Here is a 16,706-nt window from a genome sequence, read left to right on the forward strand (position 1 = left end):
AGCAGGGGAAAGCTTATCAAATAAAGAAGATATAAAGGAAATAGGAGGGAAAATGATGTTTACAAGTCGAGTAACAGACATATTAAAAATTGAGTATCCCGTTGTTCAAGCCGGTATGGCAGGCGCGATTACGACGCCAGAACTTGTTGCAGCAGTAAGTAATAGTGGAGGATTAGGGACGCTTGGAGCCGGCTATATGAGCCCAGAACAAATTCGTGAAGCGATTTATAGAATAAGAGAACTAACAGATAAGCCTTTCGGTGTTAATTTACTTGTAACGAAAGAGATAGAAATAGAAGAAGAGAAGGTAAATGAGGCGAAAGTATTACTAAGCGGAGTGAATAGAGAATTAGGTATAGAAGTAGAAGGAACGTTAAAGCTTCCAAAAAGCTATAAGGAACAATTACAAGTGCTATTAGATGAAAAAGTACCGGTCGTTAGCTTTGCATTTCAAACGTTAGAAAAAGAAGAAATAAATGATTTAAAAAGAAGTGGAATAAAAGTTATCGGAACAGCTACCCATGTGAAGGAAGCGAAAGTACTTGCTGAGCTAGGAGTAGATATTATTATTGGGCAAGGTAGCGAAGCAGGAGGGCATAGAGGAACGTTTATTGGGAAAGAACGAGATGCTATGATTGGTACGTTTGCGTTAATACCTCAGTTAGTAGGGGTTATTCCGCATATCCCAATTGTCGCAGCAGGTGGTGTAATGAACGGACAAGGGCTTGTTGCGGCTTTGGCATTAGGAGCAGAAGGTGTTCAAATGGGATCAGCCTTTTTAACAAGTGAAGAGAGTATTACGCACGATGTGTATAAAGAAGCGGTTTTACATAGTACAGATACGAGCACAACTGTAACTCGTGCGTTTTCCGGGAAATATGCACGCGGTATTCGGAATGAATTTATAGAAAGGCATGAAGGAAAAGAAGAAGGGCTTCCGGTATATCCAGTGCAAAACGTATTAACTTCTAAAATACGCCAAGAGGCAGCGAAGCAAAATAAGGAAGAATATATGTCACTTTGGGCAGGACAGGCAGCATCATTGGCACGAATCGAATCAGCTCAGCATGTAGTGGAGCGAGTTATGAAAGAAGCGGCGAATGCAATCGAGCAATTACAAAATATATACAAAAAGACCACTTGAGTAATTCAAGCGGTCTTTTCGTTAGTTTGCTTTATAAAATTGTTGGATGGCTTCGTCGATGTAAACCCAGCCTTTCCAACCTAAGTGCATATGATCTTTTAAGAAGTATTTATCGTATTCATGATTTGAGAAGTCGGCAATTGGATAACCAGCTTTTTCAATTTGCTCATGAACTTTCTTATAGTATGCTTCGCGGCGTTCTTTCGGGAAGCCAGCGTAGTCGTACCAAGGACCTTTGACAGGAACAGAAATGAAGAGTGGTTTTGCACCAGATTGTTTTAATAAATCAAGTACAATTTGTAAATCTTTATATTCTGGCGATTGGTCATAAGCATCATTTTTTAAGTAACCTTCACGTTGCTTTAATTTTTTCTTAATTTTGCTATTGAAGTAACCATCTTCGATACCATATTCATTAGATCCAGATTCTGCTGCACCTGTTTGATCCGCATGTTTACGAGCCTCTTCCCAGTTCATTTGTTTTAATGAAGGATCGAGCTTCTCTTTGTGCGGTTTAATATTAAACATAGCTGTAAATAAATCTTTACGATCTAAAATGTTACGATAAATATAAGCGAAAGGTTTAGCAGCAAGTGCTTTTACTTTATACTTCGTATCATCATAAGCGATACCTTCAAGCGAAATTTTTAATAAAGTTTCTTTTTTTACAATCTCAAAGTTTAATAAACGCTTTGCAATTTGTTTTTTCATTTCAGGTTTTAAATCATTGTTGAAAATGAAGTGGTAACCTTGTTGTTTTGAAAAGTTAGGTGCAAAGTGCGTTTCGTCAATACCTTGTGGTACAAACCATTGCGGAGAAAGAACGAATACCATTTTCTTATCTTTCAATTGATCCATTGTAGATGCGAAGTTTAATACATGTACAAGGTCTTGTGTTCCGCCGCGTCCAAGAAGGAATGGCGTAAATCCTTCAGGCTTTACTTTAAAATAATTAGATGGATGGAAAGCATCCATACGTGCGAATTCCGATGAACCGTACATCGGAAGATATTTTTGATCTGCTAACATCTTTTGCTGTAAAATCATACTTTGAATTTTTTCTTCTTTTAAAGAAGTAGCAGCTTGTTCTACTTTTTCATCACTTAAAAGTGGAAGTAGGAAGCGCGTTGGAATAAGTAAGAATACAGCAAAAAGGGCCAATGCTAAAAGCATCGGACCAAATTTTGCTTTGTTCATCGGATTTCTTCCAACTTTTTAATAACCATGTTTGGTGTAGCCCACTCGTCACGGTCAAAATCAGAAATAGAAACTTCAATATCTAAACGCTCTTGGAATTCAACTAATAAAGATACTACAGCGAAAGAATCAAGGATACCTTCTTCAAATAATTGAACATCTAAGTTTTCTTTCACAATATCGTTTTCACATACTTCTTCTAAAATATCTAATACTTGCTCTTTGAATTCTGCCATTTTTAAAATCTCCTTTATATCCGAAATATATTATATGTGCAACTTCTTAATGGAATAAGAAGGGTGCATTAAAAGTATCTGTTAAGGTGTCCAGAGAAGATTAGGAAACCGAAACATACAACGTGGAACGTAATTACAATCGCAAGGATGTGTGTAAATTTATTGTTTGGCCAAAACTTATGCTTCTTGTTTTTTCGTTCAAAAATATCGAATAAAATAAACAGTGCGGCATGGTATAGACCATAAATAACATACTGCGCAACAGCGCTTCCTTGGATGTGCCAAATTCCCATAATGAAGAAGTTTAAAAATGCACCGATATACGAAATAGTGTAACGGTTCTTAATTAACTTTTTCTTCGTTGCAAAAAAGACGAAACGCATGTAAATAAAATCACGGAACCAGAATGATAAACTCATGTGCCAGCGGTTCCAGAAGTCTTTAATATTACGACTAAGGAATGGCTTATTGAAGTTTTCTGGCGTTTTAATTCCCATCATATAACTTACACCAATTACAAAAGAGCTATAACCAGCAAAATCAAAGAATAGATATAAGCTATAGCTATACATGTAAATCATATTTGAAAATATTGTATCGTGTTGAGCGAATGCTGGATCCATACAATATTGCTTTATTAAGTAAGCAATAATAAATTTATACAAGAAACCTTGGAAAATACGATTTAGTCCTGTATATAGTAAATTTTGATATTCTTCAGCGCTAGGTGGCTTTTGAATATCTTTTTGGAATCTTCGGTAACGATCGATAGGTCCTGTTGAAATCGCAGGGAAGAATAAAACGAATTCCCAGAAGTTAAAGAAAGAAAGCTCTTTAATTAAACCATCACGAACTTCAAATACCATTTGAACTGCTCTGAATGTTACGTAAGATATACCTAGGAAAACAACAAGTTTTAACTCAGGTAAAAACGATGCAAACGGCGCGATTTTTGCCAAAATAAGAGGCAAAATCGATAAAATAACAGCTATGCAAAATGTGAATGTACTATTATTTTGTTTTCTTAAAATTAAATAGCCTTTAATAAGGACATATTGCCAAATAATAAATGCAGCTAGCATCATTGCTTGCTTTGGTTTATCTGAGAAGATAATAGCAATCATGACTAATGTTAAAACGGCATTATATTTGCGCAACATTTTACCTTTTAATCCAGCTATGATAGTAGGTATTAATAAAATGCCCACTATAGCGAAAAAATAAAATGATCCATATGCGGTCATGCTGTAACCTCACTCAATAATTTTTTGCGATCTACCTTTCCATTTGGTGTCATTGGAATAGAAGATTGATACATGAATTTACGTGGAATCATGTAGTTTGGTAATCGCTCATTGAGTTCTTTTTTGATTGCAGATGTTAATTTGAATTCTTTTTCAAATGAATGTTCTCCAGGAACAACAACCGCTAATAAATAATCGTATTTCTCACCTTTTTTAATTGGAACGATAACTGCTCCTTCTACGTAAGAACACGCACGAAGGTGATGCTCAATTTCTTCTAATTCCATTCGATAACCATGCAGCTTAATTTGGAAATCAAGACGACCATTATAGAATAGAAGACCATTTTCAACATAGCCAGCATCGCCTGTTTTATAGGCGCGCTCACCGTCAATCATAGTAAATGCTTTTTCTGTTAATTCAGGGCTTCCTAAATATCCAACGCTTACGCTTGGACCGACAATTACGATTTCACCTTTTTCACCATCAGGTGCGATCGTGCCATCTTCTTTCATAATAAGAAGGCGACAGTCTGATTTACAATAGCCAACTGGAAGTGATTTGTATTGATCAAGCACTTCTTCTGTAACGTGAATACCTGTTACAGCGACAGTAGCTTCTGTTGGACCATACGTATTCATAATTGTTGCTTTAGGGAAACGTTCAATTAATTTTCTAGCCACTTCATTTGGTAACACTTCGCCGCAGAATAAGAATGTTTTCATGTTCGGTAGCATACTCTCAGAGAAAGATGCTTCCATTAAACACATTTCAGCGAAAGAAGGTGTGGAAGTCCATACTTGAATATCCGATTGCTCTAAAGAAGCAAACAAGTCTTTTGGACGCGCAATCATATCTTTATCGATTGCCCAAAGTGTACCACCTGTTACTAATGATGGGTAAATATCCATTACAGATAAATCGAATGAGAAAGGTGCTTGGTTTAAGAATACTTGCCCTGTTTGTAAGTTGAAATCTTCTACAGCCCATTTTGTAAAGCTAACAAGGCAGTTATAAGTAATCTGAACCCCTTTCGGATTACCTGTGCTTCCTGATGTGTAAATAATGTAGAAATTCTCATCACCTTTTACCGCATGTTCAGGATTTGGAGTGTTCCCTTTATGAGTAAAGAAAATATCTTTTAAGTTGTCTTCACTTACGATGCGAACTGGTAAATCAGTTACAGTTACTGCTGTTGCCGATAAAAGTAATTTCGCACCAGAATTTTCAGCAATACGTTGTACACGATCAGCTGGGATAGATAAATCTACAGGAATGTAAGCATGTCCAGCTTTTACACATCCTAAAAAGTTAATAATCATTTCAGGTTGCATATGGCCATACACCATAATTGGTGAACGATCGTCTGGATACTCAGAAGAAATCCAATGTGCTAACGCATCAGAATCTTCCTTTAATTGTTTGTACGTAATTTTCGCATCTCGCCAAACAAAAGCGGTTTGATCAGGCGTTTCTGCAGCCCACTTTTCAATTTGTTCTAATAACTTCATAACGTTCCCACCCTAGAATTCATTGTAAATAAATGTACTTGTGTTTGTATCATGGAATCCATACAACCAAAGTAATGCAAATAAAATTGCAAGATAATAAACCGTCTTTGCAACCCATTGTGTGAGTGGTCGAGACCATATCTCTTTTAATCTTTCCATGTCTTTCCCTCTCTTAATGAAATAATAGCTCTTTGTAGGTATCATGTCCTACATTATTGTGAAAAAAACAAAATCCCACATTTTAGGTAAAAATAAGTCAAAAGGCTCTTTTCTGATATTAGCACTAAATACTAAAAAAGAAAATCCCTAACTTAGCAATTATATTACATTCAGCATGAATTTGTAATGGGTTTGACATGTAAATAGAAAGTGGATTGTGTGAATACATAAAAGTGGACTATAAGAATACGTAAAAATACAGTGTTTGTTTTTATTAATCATTTAAGACGGAGTAAACTTTTAAATTTCTAGTTCTTTTGAAAAGGAGGAAATTATCATGAATAGAGTGTGGAAGAATCTAATTTCGGAAGAAAATATCGTGAAATGGAGAAGGCATTTCCATAAGTATCCGGAATTATCATTTCATGAAAAAGAAACTTCGCAATTTATATATGATACATTATGCTCATTTTCTTCTTTTGAAGTAACGAGACCGACGAAATATAGTGTACTAGCAATTAAAAGAGGTGTGAAGCAAGGGAAAGTAATTGCGATTCGAGCTGATATAGACGCTTTGCCAATTCAAGAGGAGACAAGTAAATCTTATACATCTGTGAATAAAGGAATGATGCATGCATGTGGGCACGATGCTCACGCAGCTATTTTATTAAGCACAGCAGAGGTGTTATCAAATATAAAGGAAGATTTTGCAGGTGAGATTCGTCTATTCTTTCAGCACGCAGAAGAGGTGTATCCAGGCGGGGGACAAGAAATGGTTGAGGCAGGTGTAATGGACGGTGTTGATTATGTAATAGGTTTACATGTTATGTCAGGACTTGAGAGTGGAAAGATAGGAATTGCATATGGACCGATGATGGCAGCTCCAGACGTATTTACAGTTGAGATTCAAGGCAAAGGAGGACATGCGGCGCGACCAGAAGAAACGATAGATCCTATTGCTATCGGAGCACAGATTATTACAAATCTACAACATATCGTATCAAGAAATACAAGTGCTTTTATGCAAAGGGTTGTTTCAGTTACACAATTTCATGGGGGAACGGCTGACAATATTATTCCTAGTACAGCAACTTTAATGGGAACTGTTCGTTCATTTAATCAAGCATTGAGGGTGGAAGCAGAAGGGAAAATCGAGAAAATTGTGAAAGGAATTACAGAAGCACATGGAGGATCGTATACATATACGTATCGATATGGATATGATCCGGTTATTAATGATGAATATATTACGAAAATAGTAGAAGAAAGTGCACTACATTTGTTTGGGAATGAGCGTGTTGTGAAGCTTGAACCTTCTATGGGTGGAGAAGATTTTTCAGCATATTTAAGAAAAGCACCTGGTTGTTTCATTAAATTAGGAACAGGTAATGAAAATATATATACTTGTTATCCACATCATCATCCGAAATTTGACTTGGATGAATCAGCATTAATTTGTGGAGTGGAGCTATTTTTAGAGACGACTATAAGATTACTAAAATCATAGAAAAACAAAAAAAGGCAACTGCACTCTATTGCAGTTGCTTTTATTTCTTTCCGTCAGAGAGGGCTGAGAAAGAACTATGCTCATTCATAGTATATGAATAGCTAACGGACAAGCTTGTACATTTTAATCATTTTTTTAAAAATAGTTATTGACATTGATAATCAATGTCAATTAATCTAAATATAGTTGGAATTGATAATTATTATCAATAGGATGGATGCGACATGTTAATGAGAAAGAATTTTCACCTTCTGCGGAGGGGATTAAAAGATAAAAATAAAGATGTTGATCAGCATATGGAATGGCAAAGAAATGTAATTCGGTCTGAATATGTAGATGAGAAGAAGAGCATTCAAACAGAAAAAGAGATACAAAGTAAAGGGAGAGGTTCAGTTGAGTAAGTTAGTAATGATTTTTGCAAGTATGAGTGGAAATACAGAGGAAATGGCTGACCATATTGCCGGCGTAATTCGTGAAACAGAAAATGAAATTGAAGTTATTGATATTATGGATTCACCAGAAGCTTCTATATTAGAACAGTATGATGGAATTATTTTAGGTGCATACACTTGGGGAGATGGCGATCTTCCGGATGATTTCTTAGATTTTTATGATGCAATGGATTCTATTGATTTAACTGGGAAAAAAGCGGCAGTATTCGGATCATGTGATTCGGCTTATCCGAAATACGGAGTGGCAGTTGACATTTTAATAGAAAAGCTACAAGAGCGCGGGGCAGCAGTTGTGTTAGAAGGACTAAAAGTAGAATTAACGCCAGAAGATGAAGATGTAGAAAAATGTTTACAGTTTGGAGCTGAATTTGTAAAACACCTTTCTTAATGGCAGAAGGGAGATGAAGAGCAAGTGCATGAGAAAATCTCAATCAAAACGATGACAGATTATCATTTGTATGATTTTATGCGTTGTCCGCATAAATTTTATTTTCGTCACATAAAAAGAAGAGAACCTTCTTCATTTGAATGGCAACAAATAGCACAAATGATTGTCAATCAAATTATTAACGAGTATTACACGCTACCTGCGGGTCAACAAACGAAAATTGTACTTTTAATATTAATAGAAAAGTATTGGAAAAAAGTAAGGATTAATATGTTTGCTTCGAAGACGGAGTACTATATTGTATTAGCGAAGCTAACGGATCACTTATTACAGTTCGTTGAAAAGGATGATAGTCAGACACCACCATTGTTTTTATACGAGAAGTTTCAAACATATATGGAAGAGTTAGGTGTCCACATGTCATTGACATTTGAAGTTGGTGAGTGGAGTGCTGAGTCGTTTGTAATTAAAAAGTATGTTGTCGATGCAGATGAGGAAATGCTTGCTCTTTGTCAGAAGCTAATGACAGTATTCAGTTATAAAGCTTTCGGAGTTCTTCCAGAAAAAATTGAAGTTATTAATTTAATAGAAGGAACTAAGTATGAGTACATTCCGAAACAGGAAGATATTATAACTGGAATGGCTGATTTATCTAGAATGAAAGAAATGTTAGAGCAACCTGAGCATTATACAGAGCGTCATTTTCGTTCTGAGTGTATAAGTTGTGCGTTTCGTAGTGAATGCCAAGGGGAAGAAGTAAAGACAGAAGCGAAACAGAAGAAAAATATAGTTCATTAAAGGATGCAACTTTGCATCCTTTTTTGTTATTGACATGAAAAGCTTTTCATCATTTACGGTATATTTGTAGCAGATTTTAATAAAGTGAAACTTTAATCAGTGGGGGTTTTGTCAATCAACCACTGATTATCAGCCCTCATTAATCGGGCTACCCACAAATAGCAGAATAAAGGGAGGAATAATCAATGAAAGATGAAACAAAAGTATTTCAATGGTTAAAAGAACAAAATGCTCCTTTTGAAATTCAACTGCAAATTTTACAGGCGTTTCAATTGTATAAAGTTATTGTTGAAATGGATAAAAAGTTAATGATGTATGAGGAGAGAGTATATAGGGAGAGAATGTAATCTCATCCCTGTAATATCGTTTTTAGCTGTTCTGTGCCTGTAATGAATTCGAGTTCATTCTCTGACTCAAAGTTATAAATAATATTATGTAGTAAAGGACTGTATTGATAAAAGGTAGTAATACGATGAATGAGTAATGGATCATGATGAGAAATAAGTGTACTGTACTGTTCATATACAGATGTAGTAAACTCATCTCCGAAATCATAATATAGTCCTGCAAAATCAAAAGCAGGATCGCCAATTTGCGCATCACCAAAATCGATAACACCTGAAATGCTTTTGTTATGCTTGTTAAATAAAATGTGATGATGAGTAAAATCAGCGTGAATGATTGTGTTTTGAAAAGTGGATGTAGCTAAACATGCAAAGAAATTTTCAAATAAGCGATTTAAGGCTAGTTTCTGTAATGAAGTAAGGCTAGTAGTGAGATATTGGTTTAATTTTGTTTGTAGCTCTTTCCAGTAGGTACATGTTTTTTCAATAGGGAAACATAGCGTTGTAACTTGGTGTAAAGGAATACTATGTAGTACCGCAAGGAAAGTAGCTAATTGTGTAATAATTGCTTTCAGCTCTGTATCCTCCAGCGTGGCAACTGTTTCTGTTTTTAATGGTTCACCATGAATGAGAGTATAGTAACTACAAAGAGGAACCTCATCAGATTCATTTTTATAAATTAGGTGATATTGTGGAACTTCGATTTCTTGTAGTGATTGAGTGAGAATTGCGCATAGTTCTTTTTCTAACGGAATTCGCATCGCATATTCCTGTTTTCGCGGGAAACGAAACAGTAGCTCATCATTTACTATAACTGCTACATTATCCCATCCTTCTTCATTTTGTTTATATGAATGTATAGAAAGATTAGGCAAAGCTTCTTTTATATAATGTTTGTAAGAGTCCATAATTGTTCCTCGTTTCTGAGTTAAGTTATTCTATTTTATGATATCAGAATTTTCTTTCTATATGTTAAAATATATCTATTATTATGAAGAAGGGCGGGAGTATTACGAAAAAAAGACTGTTAATCATTTCTCTATGTATCGCTTTTGTATTGTTTTGGTCATATAAAGAGGAGGTTTTTGCTACCTTTAAACCGATTGATCAGTACGAGTTAAATAAGGAATTAAAGAACAAAAGTATAGAAAATTTAACTCATAATGAAATGAAAAAGGTAGGAGAGCATTTTGTGACTGAACAACTATCAGTGTTTGAGTTTAATAATAAAGAAGATGTGAAACGAAAAGGTGAAGAAATATTTTTAAATAGAGGGTATGAACAATTAATGGAAAATTATTATCCAAATCGTTTTCGAGATTTAGAGCATAAATTTACAAGCGAGGAGATACGTGAAGAGACCGATGAGAGTTTTCTTTATCAAGCTGTAGCGTACGTTGCGGGTACTGAAAATGGTAAGAGAAGCGAAATGAAATTGAATTATGAAGTGAAAATTGTAAAGGTTAATAATATTTTTATGGTGCTAGAACAAAAGCAGCGCGTACAATAAAGGAAATTCATTGCTCAATAGAACATTTGAGGGTGTATTACTTAATGCGGAATAAAAAGGCCCTCAAGGAATAAAGGGCCTTTACAGATTTTCATTTTGTTGACCAAGTTCTTTTTGAGCAATATATAAATTCCCTTGCTCGACTTGTTTAAGAGTATGAACAGAATCTCCTGCATATCCTTTTTGTGTTTTAACAGTTCTTTTTGAACGATTGGAATCTTGTTTCTTCATATAATAGGCCACCTTTCATCAAAAATAAACGAAAATGATAAGTATGAGTAATACAGCAGCGAAAATGGTAATGCCCATTAAAAACGAAGTGTTTTTATATTTAGGTGGCTTATGTACATCTTGCCGATATCCAGGTGAAATTTCAGGGGCAAATTCTTCATCGAATGATTGCTTTTTTTCTTTGTCGTCCATATGTACCCACCTTTCTTTTCATTATATTATACGTTACAAGAAAAAATATGCATAAAGAAAACAGCCGCTTTATTATTAGCGGCTGTTTTGTGTTGTATATTTTCGTTGTACTTGAAAGAGACGGATAAGTAGGAAGACAGCGCCAAATGCTAGACCGATAATAAGACCGATCCAATAGCCTTTCGCGGCCCATTCTGTATACGTCGCTAATATGTAACCTAGTGGTAGACCTATTATCCAATAAGCAATTAAAGTCATAATTAGAGCAACATTTACATCTTTATAACCACGCAAAGCTCCTTGTACAGGGGTTGCAATTGCATCTGAAATTTGAAATAAAATTGCAAAGATAAGAAATTCTTTTGCTAAATGATGAACTTTTGCATCTGTCGTATAAATAGAAGCAATTTGATCATCAAAGAAGTAGAGAAGAATCGAATATAATAAAGCAAAGGCAAGGGCTAATCCAATTCCAATCAATCCGTATTGTTTTGCATTATCGTAACGTTTTGCTCCAACTTCGAATCCGACCGCAATAGTCATTGCCATTGCTAAACTTAGCGGAGTCATATATAACAAGGAAGCAAAGTTCATAGCTGCTTGGTGAGCTGCAATAGTTGTCGTACTAAAATTACTCATCATGAGCGTTACCGCAGCGAAAATACTCGTTTCAAAAAAGATAGCAAATCCGATAGGGACGCCAAGTTTTAAGAATGCTTTCCAACTCGAAAGAGAAGGTCGGTATAATTGTTTGAAAATGTTGAAAGAGGCAAAAGGCTCTTTCGTCTGAATAATAATGACTGTAATAATTAAAATGCACCAATATGTTGCAGTGGAAGCAATTGCTGCTCCGACACCACCAAGCTTTGGGAAACCGAAGTTACCAAAAATTAATAGGTAATTTAATATTACGTTAATTGGTAATGATAATAATGTAATAATCATCGTTGTTCGAGTTTTTCCTAATGCATCAATAAATCCACGTAAAACAGTGTAAGTGAATAAAGGTATAATTCCTATTGCGATAATACTTAAAAATTGCGCTGCAATACGTTCCACAGGTTCTTCTAAGCGCATGCCATTTAAAATAGGTGAAACGACGAAAAAACCGATGAGGATAACAACGAAGCTAGCACAAATTGCTAAATAAACTGCTTGTATGACAACGTGGGGAACGTCCTCTTTTTTCTTGGATCCAACGAGCTGTGCAACAATGGGAGTAGTAGCCATTAAAATTCCTGTTAACCCCGTACTAACTGGAATCCATATACTTGTTCCAATTGCAACACCTGCTAAATCAGTTGGACTTGCATGTCCTGACATCGTTGTATCAAAAAAACTCATCGCAAATAATGACATTTGTGTTACGAAAATCGGAAAAAATAGTAATACAAATTGCTTTAACTTTTGTGAGAATGAAGTAGTTTCTTTCATAAAATCCCCTTTCCGTATAAAAAAACAAACTCTTACTATCATACAATTTAATCAAAGATTAGAAAAGAAATACGCGCCTATAACATATGAAGCCAATAAAAAAAGGATGCACTTTGAAAAGGGATAAGGTATTATGATAAGGTGTGAAAAAATTACATATTATTTGTTATTAAGGAGGCACTACTTGTGGCTGATTGGTTAATTGGTTTAATCATGGGTGCTGTTGAAGGGTTAACAGAGTTTCTACCAGTATCATCAACAGGACATATGATTTTAACAGGACATTTAATTGGATTTGACGATGAGAGAGCGAAAGTTTTTGAAGTTGTTATCCAATTGGGATCGATTTTAGCAGTTGTTGTTATATTTTGGAAGCGTCTATGGTCGTTAGTTGGAATAGGTAAAGTAACAGACGGACCATCGTTAAACTTATTACATATTATTATCGGGATGATTCCTGCTGGGATACTTGGCGTGTTATTCCATAGCGCTATTAAAGAGGTTTTATTTGGTCCAGGACCAGTTGTTATTAGCTTAGTAGCCGGTGGTATTTTAATGATTGTTGCTGAGAAGTTTTCGAAACCAAGTACAGCAAGAACGTTAGATGAAATCACATATAAACAGGCATTTACAATTGGAATGTTTCAATGTTTAGCTCTTTGGCCAGGATTTTCTCGTTCTGGTTCTACAATCAGTGGTGGTTTATTAGCTCGCGTGTCGCATACAGCGGCAGCTGAATATACGTTCATTTTAGCGGTACCGATGATGGTAGCTGCAAGTGGATTAGATTTAATTAAAAGCTGGGATGTATTAAGCTCAGCAGATATAACGCTATTTGTAACAGGATTTGTAACTGCATTCGTTGTTGCGATGCTTGCAATTGTTTCATTCTTGAAATTATTATCTCGTGTGAAACTAACACCGTTCGCTTATTATCGTTTTATTTTAGCTGCGGTATTCTATTTCTTCATTATGTAATAAAAAAACCTGCCGAGCTCGGCAGGTTTTTATTTTACTATTTTTTCCACCATATTTTCCATTACATGCTCCCAAAGAGAAGTATCATCAGCTAATGTAGCACGGAAATTAGCATACATTTCTTTTTGTTTTTCTTCGAATGTTGGATCTTCTTTTTCGGGTAATGTAGCGCGCATTGAAGTTACTAATTCTTGTACTTTTGGAGCGCGTGGTCCAAAGACGGCTTGTTCATTTCCATCTTTATCAATGAAAATAAAGATTGGAATCGCACGTGCTGTTCCATTTGTTAAATATTGATCCATTAATTCTAAGTTTTCGTCGCGAATTAATAAACTCATTTCAATATTTGCAACTTCAGAAATTCGTTTCATAACAGGTACGCATAAAAGAGCATCGCCACACCAATCAGCAGTTAATACGATAACACGCCAGCCGTCATTTTGACGTTCTTCTAATACAGGAAGTAATTCATTTGGAATTAAAAAGTTATTGTAAATGTGTAGTAGCTCGTATTGGTTTACTTGCATTTCATTCACATATGTATCAAAGGACATACCTTTATCAGCCCATTGTTGTAAGTTCATAATTAACACCTCTTTAGTAAGATTTGCTTTCATTGTACCAATTTTTATATAGAAAAGCTTGTATTCTTACTCTTTCTCGTCACTTAATAATTTATTTAAGAGGAAAAAGAATAGTACGACACATAATTCAGCTATGTTGGACATTTGTACGCTTTCTATCCAATCATCAGCAGTATGAATGACGAACCAATCTAGTGTAATTTCAATGAATGAGAAAAGAGTAATAGAAATCCAATTTGGCATGTTTTGTGTCAGTGGATATAGCAGTGCTTTGAAGAAACTGAAGATGAAAAATGTAATACTGTCTAAGAAAGTGATTAATAAAAAAAAGAGAAGTAACACAATACGTGAACTATACTCTATACCTGTAATTTGAAAGATTCCTACATATACAAAAAATATAAATGCAAAAATTATAATGAGAAAAAGAGCAATAATACTAATGATAATCGTTTTATCTTTTAGGCTGAGATTTGAGAATTTCTCCTCCTCATGCATTAAGATACCCCTTTTTTCTGGAAGTTAACTTCATTTTATCATGAAATACATATTAAAAAACTACGAATTATGGGAAAATAAGGTGACAAAAAGTAAGATTTCATGTAAAATTATTAATAAGGTTTTTATTTAACTAAATGAAATAAAAGGAGCTGTCAAAGTTGTCTCAAAATCGAGAGCAATTAATGGAAGAACTATCGACAAATGTGTTTGCTATGTTTCGCACATTGCGTAATGATATCGGAAAAATATTTGGTGGTTACATACCGTGGAATGAATTCATCGTCCTGAGAATATTAAATCGTACGAATAAAGAAATGGTATCGCGTGTAGCAAATGAATTAAATGTGTCGAATAGTCATATTACAGCTGTTACAGAAAAATTAATTAATAAAGGTTTTGTAACTCGTTCACGTTCTACATCAGATCGCCGAGTTGTGTATTTAGAGATTACAGAACAAGGGAAAGATTTAGTTGCGAAAATGGAAGATGCGAAAAAACAATATTTACAAGAAAGATTCTCTGCACTTTCAGAAGATGAAATGAATGTAATGATTTCAATTTCCAAAAAACTTATTTAAGTGATTATAAACAAGAAAACGCTTACGTGATGAAATAGAAGATCTTCCTTATATATGGGAGGTCTTCTTTCATGTGTAATAGATGTTAAAAAATAAAATGTGTATGAAAAAAGATAGAGCGCCATACTACTAATACAAGGAAGGGAGGGAGAAATATGACGAATCGTAACGGTAGTAAAGGGAGCGGTAATCAAGGATCACCAAAGTCTGGCCAGTTTAATCAGGAATTTAGCACTGAATTTGAAACTGGTAATGATAATAAAGGGAAAGAATATCGTTCTAAAAAAGGGAGTAAATCAAAAAAGGAGTGAAATTCATCACTCCTTTTTTGATTTAAGATGCTGCCGATTGATCCGTATTATATTTTTCTTCTGATTTTGCGACAATCATTGCGCAAATTGCATCACCAGAAATGTTTACAGCTGTTCTAGACATATCTAAAATACGGTCAATACCGATAATTAAAGCGATACCTTCTACTGGTAGATTTACTTGATTTAAAACCATTGTAAGCATTACAAGTCCAACACCAGGTACACCAGCAGTACCGATACTAGCTAGTACAGCAGTTAATACGACCATAGCTAATTGCGGTAATGTAAGTTCAACTCCGTATACTTGAGCGATAAATACAGTGGCTACCCCTTGCATAATGGCAGTACCATCCATATTAATAGTTGCCCCTAGTGGTTGTACAAATGAGCTTATCGCTTTTGGAACGCCAAGCTTATCTTGTGCTGTTTTCATTGCAAATGGAAGCGATGCATTAGAGCTAGATGTACTAAATCCAATTGCCATTACTGGTCCGAAATGTTTAAAGAAACGAACAATACTTTCTTTTGCTAATACCTTTAATAAGCCGCCATATACAAAGACCCCGTGAATAATGAGTACTAACATAACGACAATCATATACTTGAACATCGCAGCGACGCCTGCAAGCCCCATTTTACCAACGGATGAAGCGAGCAAACCGAATGTTCCAATTGGGGCTAATTTCATAACGAGATTAACAAGATACATCATTAATTCGTTGCCCTGTTCAAGTAATGAATGGATACCTTGAACTCGTTTTCCTAAAATAGCTATACCGAGTCCAATCAATACGGCAAAGGCAATGATTTGTAACATGTTTCCGTCAGCCATCGCTTTTGCTGGGTTATCTGGTACGATATTTAGCAATGTGTCGACGAAAGATGTTTCAGTTTTTGCACCTTCATACTTAAGACCTTCTGTTTTAAAATTACCGCCAGCTCCTGGTTTTATAATAAGTGCAAATGTAACCGCTATAGAGATGGCAACCGCAGTTGTTACGAGAAAGAATGAAATTGATTTTAAACCGATTCTTCCAAGTTGTTTCGGATCTCCAAGGCCGGCAGCACCAAGTACGATAGAAATGAACACAACAGGAACAACTAGCATTTTAATAAGTCGAATAAACAATTGACCAATTGGGTTGAACACAAATTGATTTAGTGGCTCAAAGATAGATGGAGCAGCTAAATTTAGAGTGAGTCCAACAACTAGACCTAGAAATAATGCGATTAAGATTGCTTTTGTTTGTTTCAATAAAATCCCCCCTTTTGTTTTTGCGAAATTTCTTTCTAAAGTAATTATACCGAAAAAATACCTGATTTGACAATATTTTCTGAATTTTTCGTTTTTTTGTTTAAGTCTAGATAGACTGATTTTGTGTTTGGAAAATAAAATAGACCATC

The 16,706-nt window shown here is 35.0% G+C and carries 22 protein-coding genes; 10 read left to right on the top strand and 12 right to left on the bottom strand.

Annotated features, from left to right (window positions below; all coding sequences use genetic code 11):
* The first annotated feature begins 55 nt into the window (after nucleotides 1-55).
* Nucleotides 56-1,144 carry an NAD(P)H-dependent flavin oxidoreductase gene (locus C3Y97_RS06835; RefSeq protein WP_000495279.1) on the top strand — a complete coding sequence of 363 codons (1,089 nt, stop codon included), beginning with the start codon at nucleotides 56-58 and terminating at the stop codon, nucleotides 1,142-1,144.
* A gap of 21 nt (nucleotides 1,145-1,165) precedes the next feature.
* Here C3Y97_RS06835 and dltD read toward each other — a convergent pair whose 3' ends face one another.
* From dltD to C3Y97_RS06860, 5 genes are all read right to left on the bottom strand, one after another.
* Nucleotides 1,166-2,341: a D-alanyl-lipoteichoic acid biosynthesis protein DltD gene (dltD, locus tag C3Y97_RS06840; protein ID WP_136363214.1), complete on the bottom strand. Its 1,176-nt coding sequence runs from the start codon at nucleotides 2,339-2,341 to the stop codon at nucleotides 1,166-1,168.
* Nucleotides 2,338-2,577: a D-alanine--poly(phosphoribitol) ligase subunit DltC gene (gene dltC, locus C3Y97_RS06845; RefSeq protein WP_000807310.1), complete on the bottom strand. Its 240-nt coding sequence runs from the start codon at nucleotides 2,575-2,577 to the stop codon at nucleotides 2,338-2,340. Before dltC ends, dltD begins: the two co-directional genes overlap by 4 nt.
* Before the next feature lie 68 nt (nucleotides 2,578-2,645).
* Complete coding sequence (gene dltB, locus C3Y97_RS06850; RefSeq protein ID WP_000127933.1) at nucleotides 2,646-3,821, bottom strand: D-alanyl-lipoteichoic acid biosynthesis protein DltB; 1,176 nt, start codon at nucleotides 3,819-3,821, stop codon at nucleotides 2,646-2,648.
* The gene (gene dltA, locus C3Y97_RS06855; RefSeq protein WP_000770505.1) at nucleotides 3,818-5,332 is read right to left on the bottom strand and encodes a D-alanine--poly(phosphoribitol) ligase subunit DltA; all 1,515 of its coding nucleotides are present in this window, start codon (nucleotides 5,330-5,332) and stop codon (nucleotides 3,818-3,820) included. Before dltA ends, dltB begins: the two co-directional genes overlap by 4 nt.
* Nucleotides 5,333-5,344: 12 nt before the next feature.
* Nucleotides 5,345-5,491, bottom strand: coding sequence for a teichoic acid D-Ala incorporation-associated protein DltX (locus C3Y97_RS06860; RefSeq protein ID WP_000440293.1), 147 nt, complete (start codon nucleotides 5,489-5,491; stop codon nucleotides 5,345-5,347).
* 337 nt (nucleotides 5,492-5,828) lie between these two features.
* Here C3Y97_RS06860 and amaA point away from each other — a divergent pair, with 337 nt between their 5' ends.
* The 5 genes from amaA (at nucleotide 5,829) to C3Y97_RS27780 (ending at nucleotide 8,983) form a co-directional block, all read left to right on the top strand.
* Nucleotides 5,829-6,998 (top strand): N-acyl-aliphatic-L-amino acid amidohydrolase, encoded by a 1,170-nt coding sequence (amaA, locus tag C3Y97_RS06865; RefSeq protein ID WP_001082783.1) that lies wholly within the window; start codon nucleotides 5,829-5,831, stop codon nucleotides 6,996-6,998.
* 224 nt (nucleotides 6,999-7,222) lie between these two features.
* Complete coding sequence (locus C3Y97_RS27775; protein ID WP_000929023.1) at nucleotides 7,223-7,399, top strand: hypothetical protein; 177 nt, start codon at nucleotides 7,223-7,225, stop codon at nucleotides 7,397-7,399.
* A complete protein-coding gene (locus C3Y97_RS06870) occupies nucleotides 7,392-7,838 on the top strand; it encodes a flavodoxin (RefSeq protein ID WP_000041153.1) in 447 nt (148 codons plus the stop codon). Before C3Y97_RS27775 ends, C3Y97_RS06870 begins: the two co-directional genes overlap by 8 nt.
* Before the next feature lie 24 nt (nucleotides 7,839-7,862).
* The gene (locus C3Y97_RS06875) at nucleotides 7,863-8,636 is read left to right on the top strand and encodes a hypothetical protein (protein ID WP_136363216.1); all 774 of its coding nucleotides are present in this window, start codon (nucleotides 7,863-7,865) and stop codon (nucleotides 8,634-8,636) included.
* A gap of 185 nt (nucleotides 8,637-8,821) precedes the next feature.
* The gene (locus C3Y97_RS27780; RefSeq protein WP_000651086.1) at nucleotides 8,822-8,983 is read left to right on the top strand and encodes a hypothetical protein; all 162 of its coding nucleotides are present in this window, start codon (nucleotides 8,822-8,824) and stop codon (nucleotides 8,981-8,983) included.
* 2 nt (nucleotides 8,984-8,985) lie between these two features.
* Here the strand turns inward: C3Y97_RS27780 and C3Y97_RS06880 are convergent, their stop codons facing one another.
* On the bottom strand, nucleotides 8,986-9,888 hold the full coding sequence (locus C3Y97_RS06880; protein ID WP_000378985.1) for an aminoglycoside phosphotransferase family protein: 903 nt from the start codon (nucleotides 9,886-9,888) through the stop codon (nucleotides 8,986-8,988).
* A gap of 83 nt (nucleotides 9,889-9,971) precedes the next feature.
* Between C3Y97_RS06880 and C3Y97_RS06885 the strand changes: the two genes are divergently transcribed.
* Nucleotides 9,972-10,490 carry a biotin transporter BioY gene (locus C3Y97_RS06885; RefSeq protein ID WP_136363218.1) on the top strand — a complete coding sequence of 173 codons (519 nt, stop codon included), beginning with the start codon at nucleotides 9,972-9,974 and terminating at the stop codon, nucleotides 10,488-10,490.
* Nucleotides 10,491-10,571: 81 nt separating this feature from the next.
* Here C3Y97_RS06885 and C3Y97_RS27785 read toward each other — a convergent pair whose 3' ends face one another.
* The 3 genes from C3Y97_RS27785 to C3Y97_RS06895 all read right to left on the bottom strand — a co-directional run bounded on the left by C3Y97_RS27785 (nucleotide 10,572) and on the right by C3Y97_RS06895 (nucleotide 12,347).
* Entirely contained in the window at nucleotides 10,572-10,721 is a 150-nt protein-coding gene (locus C3Y97_RS27785) for a hypothetical protein (protein WP_000743742.1), read from the bottom strand.
* 18 nt (nucleotides 10,722-10,739) lie between these two features.
* The gene (locus tag C3Y97_RS06890; RefSeq protein ID WP_000341062.1) at nucleotides 10,740-10,913 is read right to left on the bottom strand and encodes a hypothetical protein; all 174 of its coding nucleotides are present in this window, start codon (nucleotides 10,911-10,913) and stop codon (nucleotides 10,740-10,742) included.
* A gap of 75 nt (nucleotides 10,914-10,988) precedes the next feature.
* Nucleotides 10,989-12,347, bottom strand: a complete 1,359-nt coding sequence (locus C3Y97_RS06895) for an MATE family efflux transporter (RefSeq protein ID WP_071741071.1) — start codon at nucleotides 12,345-12,347, stop codon at nucleotides 10,989-10,991.
* A 186-nt stretch (nucleotides 12,348-12,533) separates the two neighbouring features.
* On the opposite strand from C3Y97_RS06895, the gene uppP reads away from it, so the two are divergent.
* On the top strand, nucleotides 12,534-13,325 hold the full coding sequence (gene uppP / locus C3Y97_RS06900; protein WP_098212759.1) for a bacitracin resistance undecaprenyl-diphosphatase: 792 nt from the start codon (nucleotides 12,534-12,536) through the stop codon (nucleotides 13,323-13,325).
* A 29-nt stretch (nucleotides 13,326-13,354) separates the two neighbouring features.
* Here uppP and C3Y97_RS06905 read toward each other — a convergent pair whose 3' ends face one another.
* Nucleotides 13,355-13,942 carry a thioredoxin family protein gene (locus tag C3Y97_RS06905; RefSeq protein ID WP_002040836.1) on the bottom strand — a complete coding sequence of 196 codons (588 nt, stop codon included), beginning with the start codon at nucleotides 13,940-13,942 and terminating at the stop codon, nucleotides 13,355-13,357.
* A 33-nt stretch (nucleotides 13,943-13,975) separates the two neighbouring features.
* A complete protein-coding gene (locus tag C3Y97_RS06910; RefSeq protein ID WP_000544071.1) occupies nucleotides 13,976-14,407 on the bottom strand; it encodes a YrvL family regulatory protein in 432 nt (143 codons plus the stop codon).
* A gap of 161 nt (nucleotides 14,408-14,568) precedes the next feature.
* On the opposite strand from C3Y97_RS06910, the gene C3Y97_RS06915 reads away from it, so the two are divergent.
* The gene (locus tag C3Y97_RS06915; protein ID WP_000081432.1) at nucleotides 14,569-14,988 is read left to right on the top strand and encodes a MarR family winged helix-turn-helix transcriptional regulator; all 420 of its coding nucleotides are present in this window, start codon (nucleotides 14,569-14,571) and stop codon (nucleotides 14,986-14,988) included.
* 155 nt (nucleotides 14,989-15,143) lie between these two features.
* Nucleotides 15,144-15,299 (top strand): hypothetical protein, encoded by a 156-nt coding sequence (locus C3Y97_RS06920; protein ID WP_000184928.1) that lies wholly within the window; start codon nucleotides 15,144-15,146, stop codon nucleotides 15,297-15,299.
* A 22-nt stretch (nucleotides 15,300-15,321) separates the two neighbouring features.
* Here the strand turns inward: C3Y97_RS06920 and C3Y97_RS06925 are convergent, their stop codons facing one another.
* A complete protein-coding gene (locus tag C3Y97_RS06925; protein ID WP_000814802.1) occupies nucleotides 15,322-16,557 on the bottom strand; it encodes a dicarboxylate/amino acid:cation symporter in 1,236 nt (411 codons plus the stop codon).
* Nucleotides 16,558-16,706: the final 149 nt, after the last annotated feature.

The organism is Bacillus sp. DU-106 (assembly GCF_004799705.1).
Taxonomy (GTDB): domain Bacteria; phylum Bacillota; class Bacilli; order Bacillales; family Bacillaceae_G; genus Bacillus_A; species Bacillus_A cereus.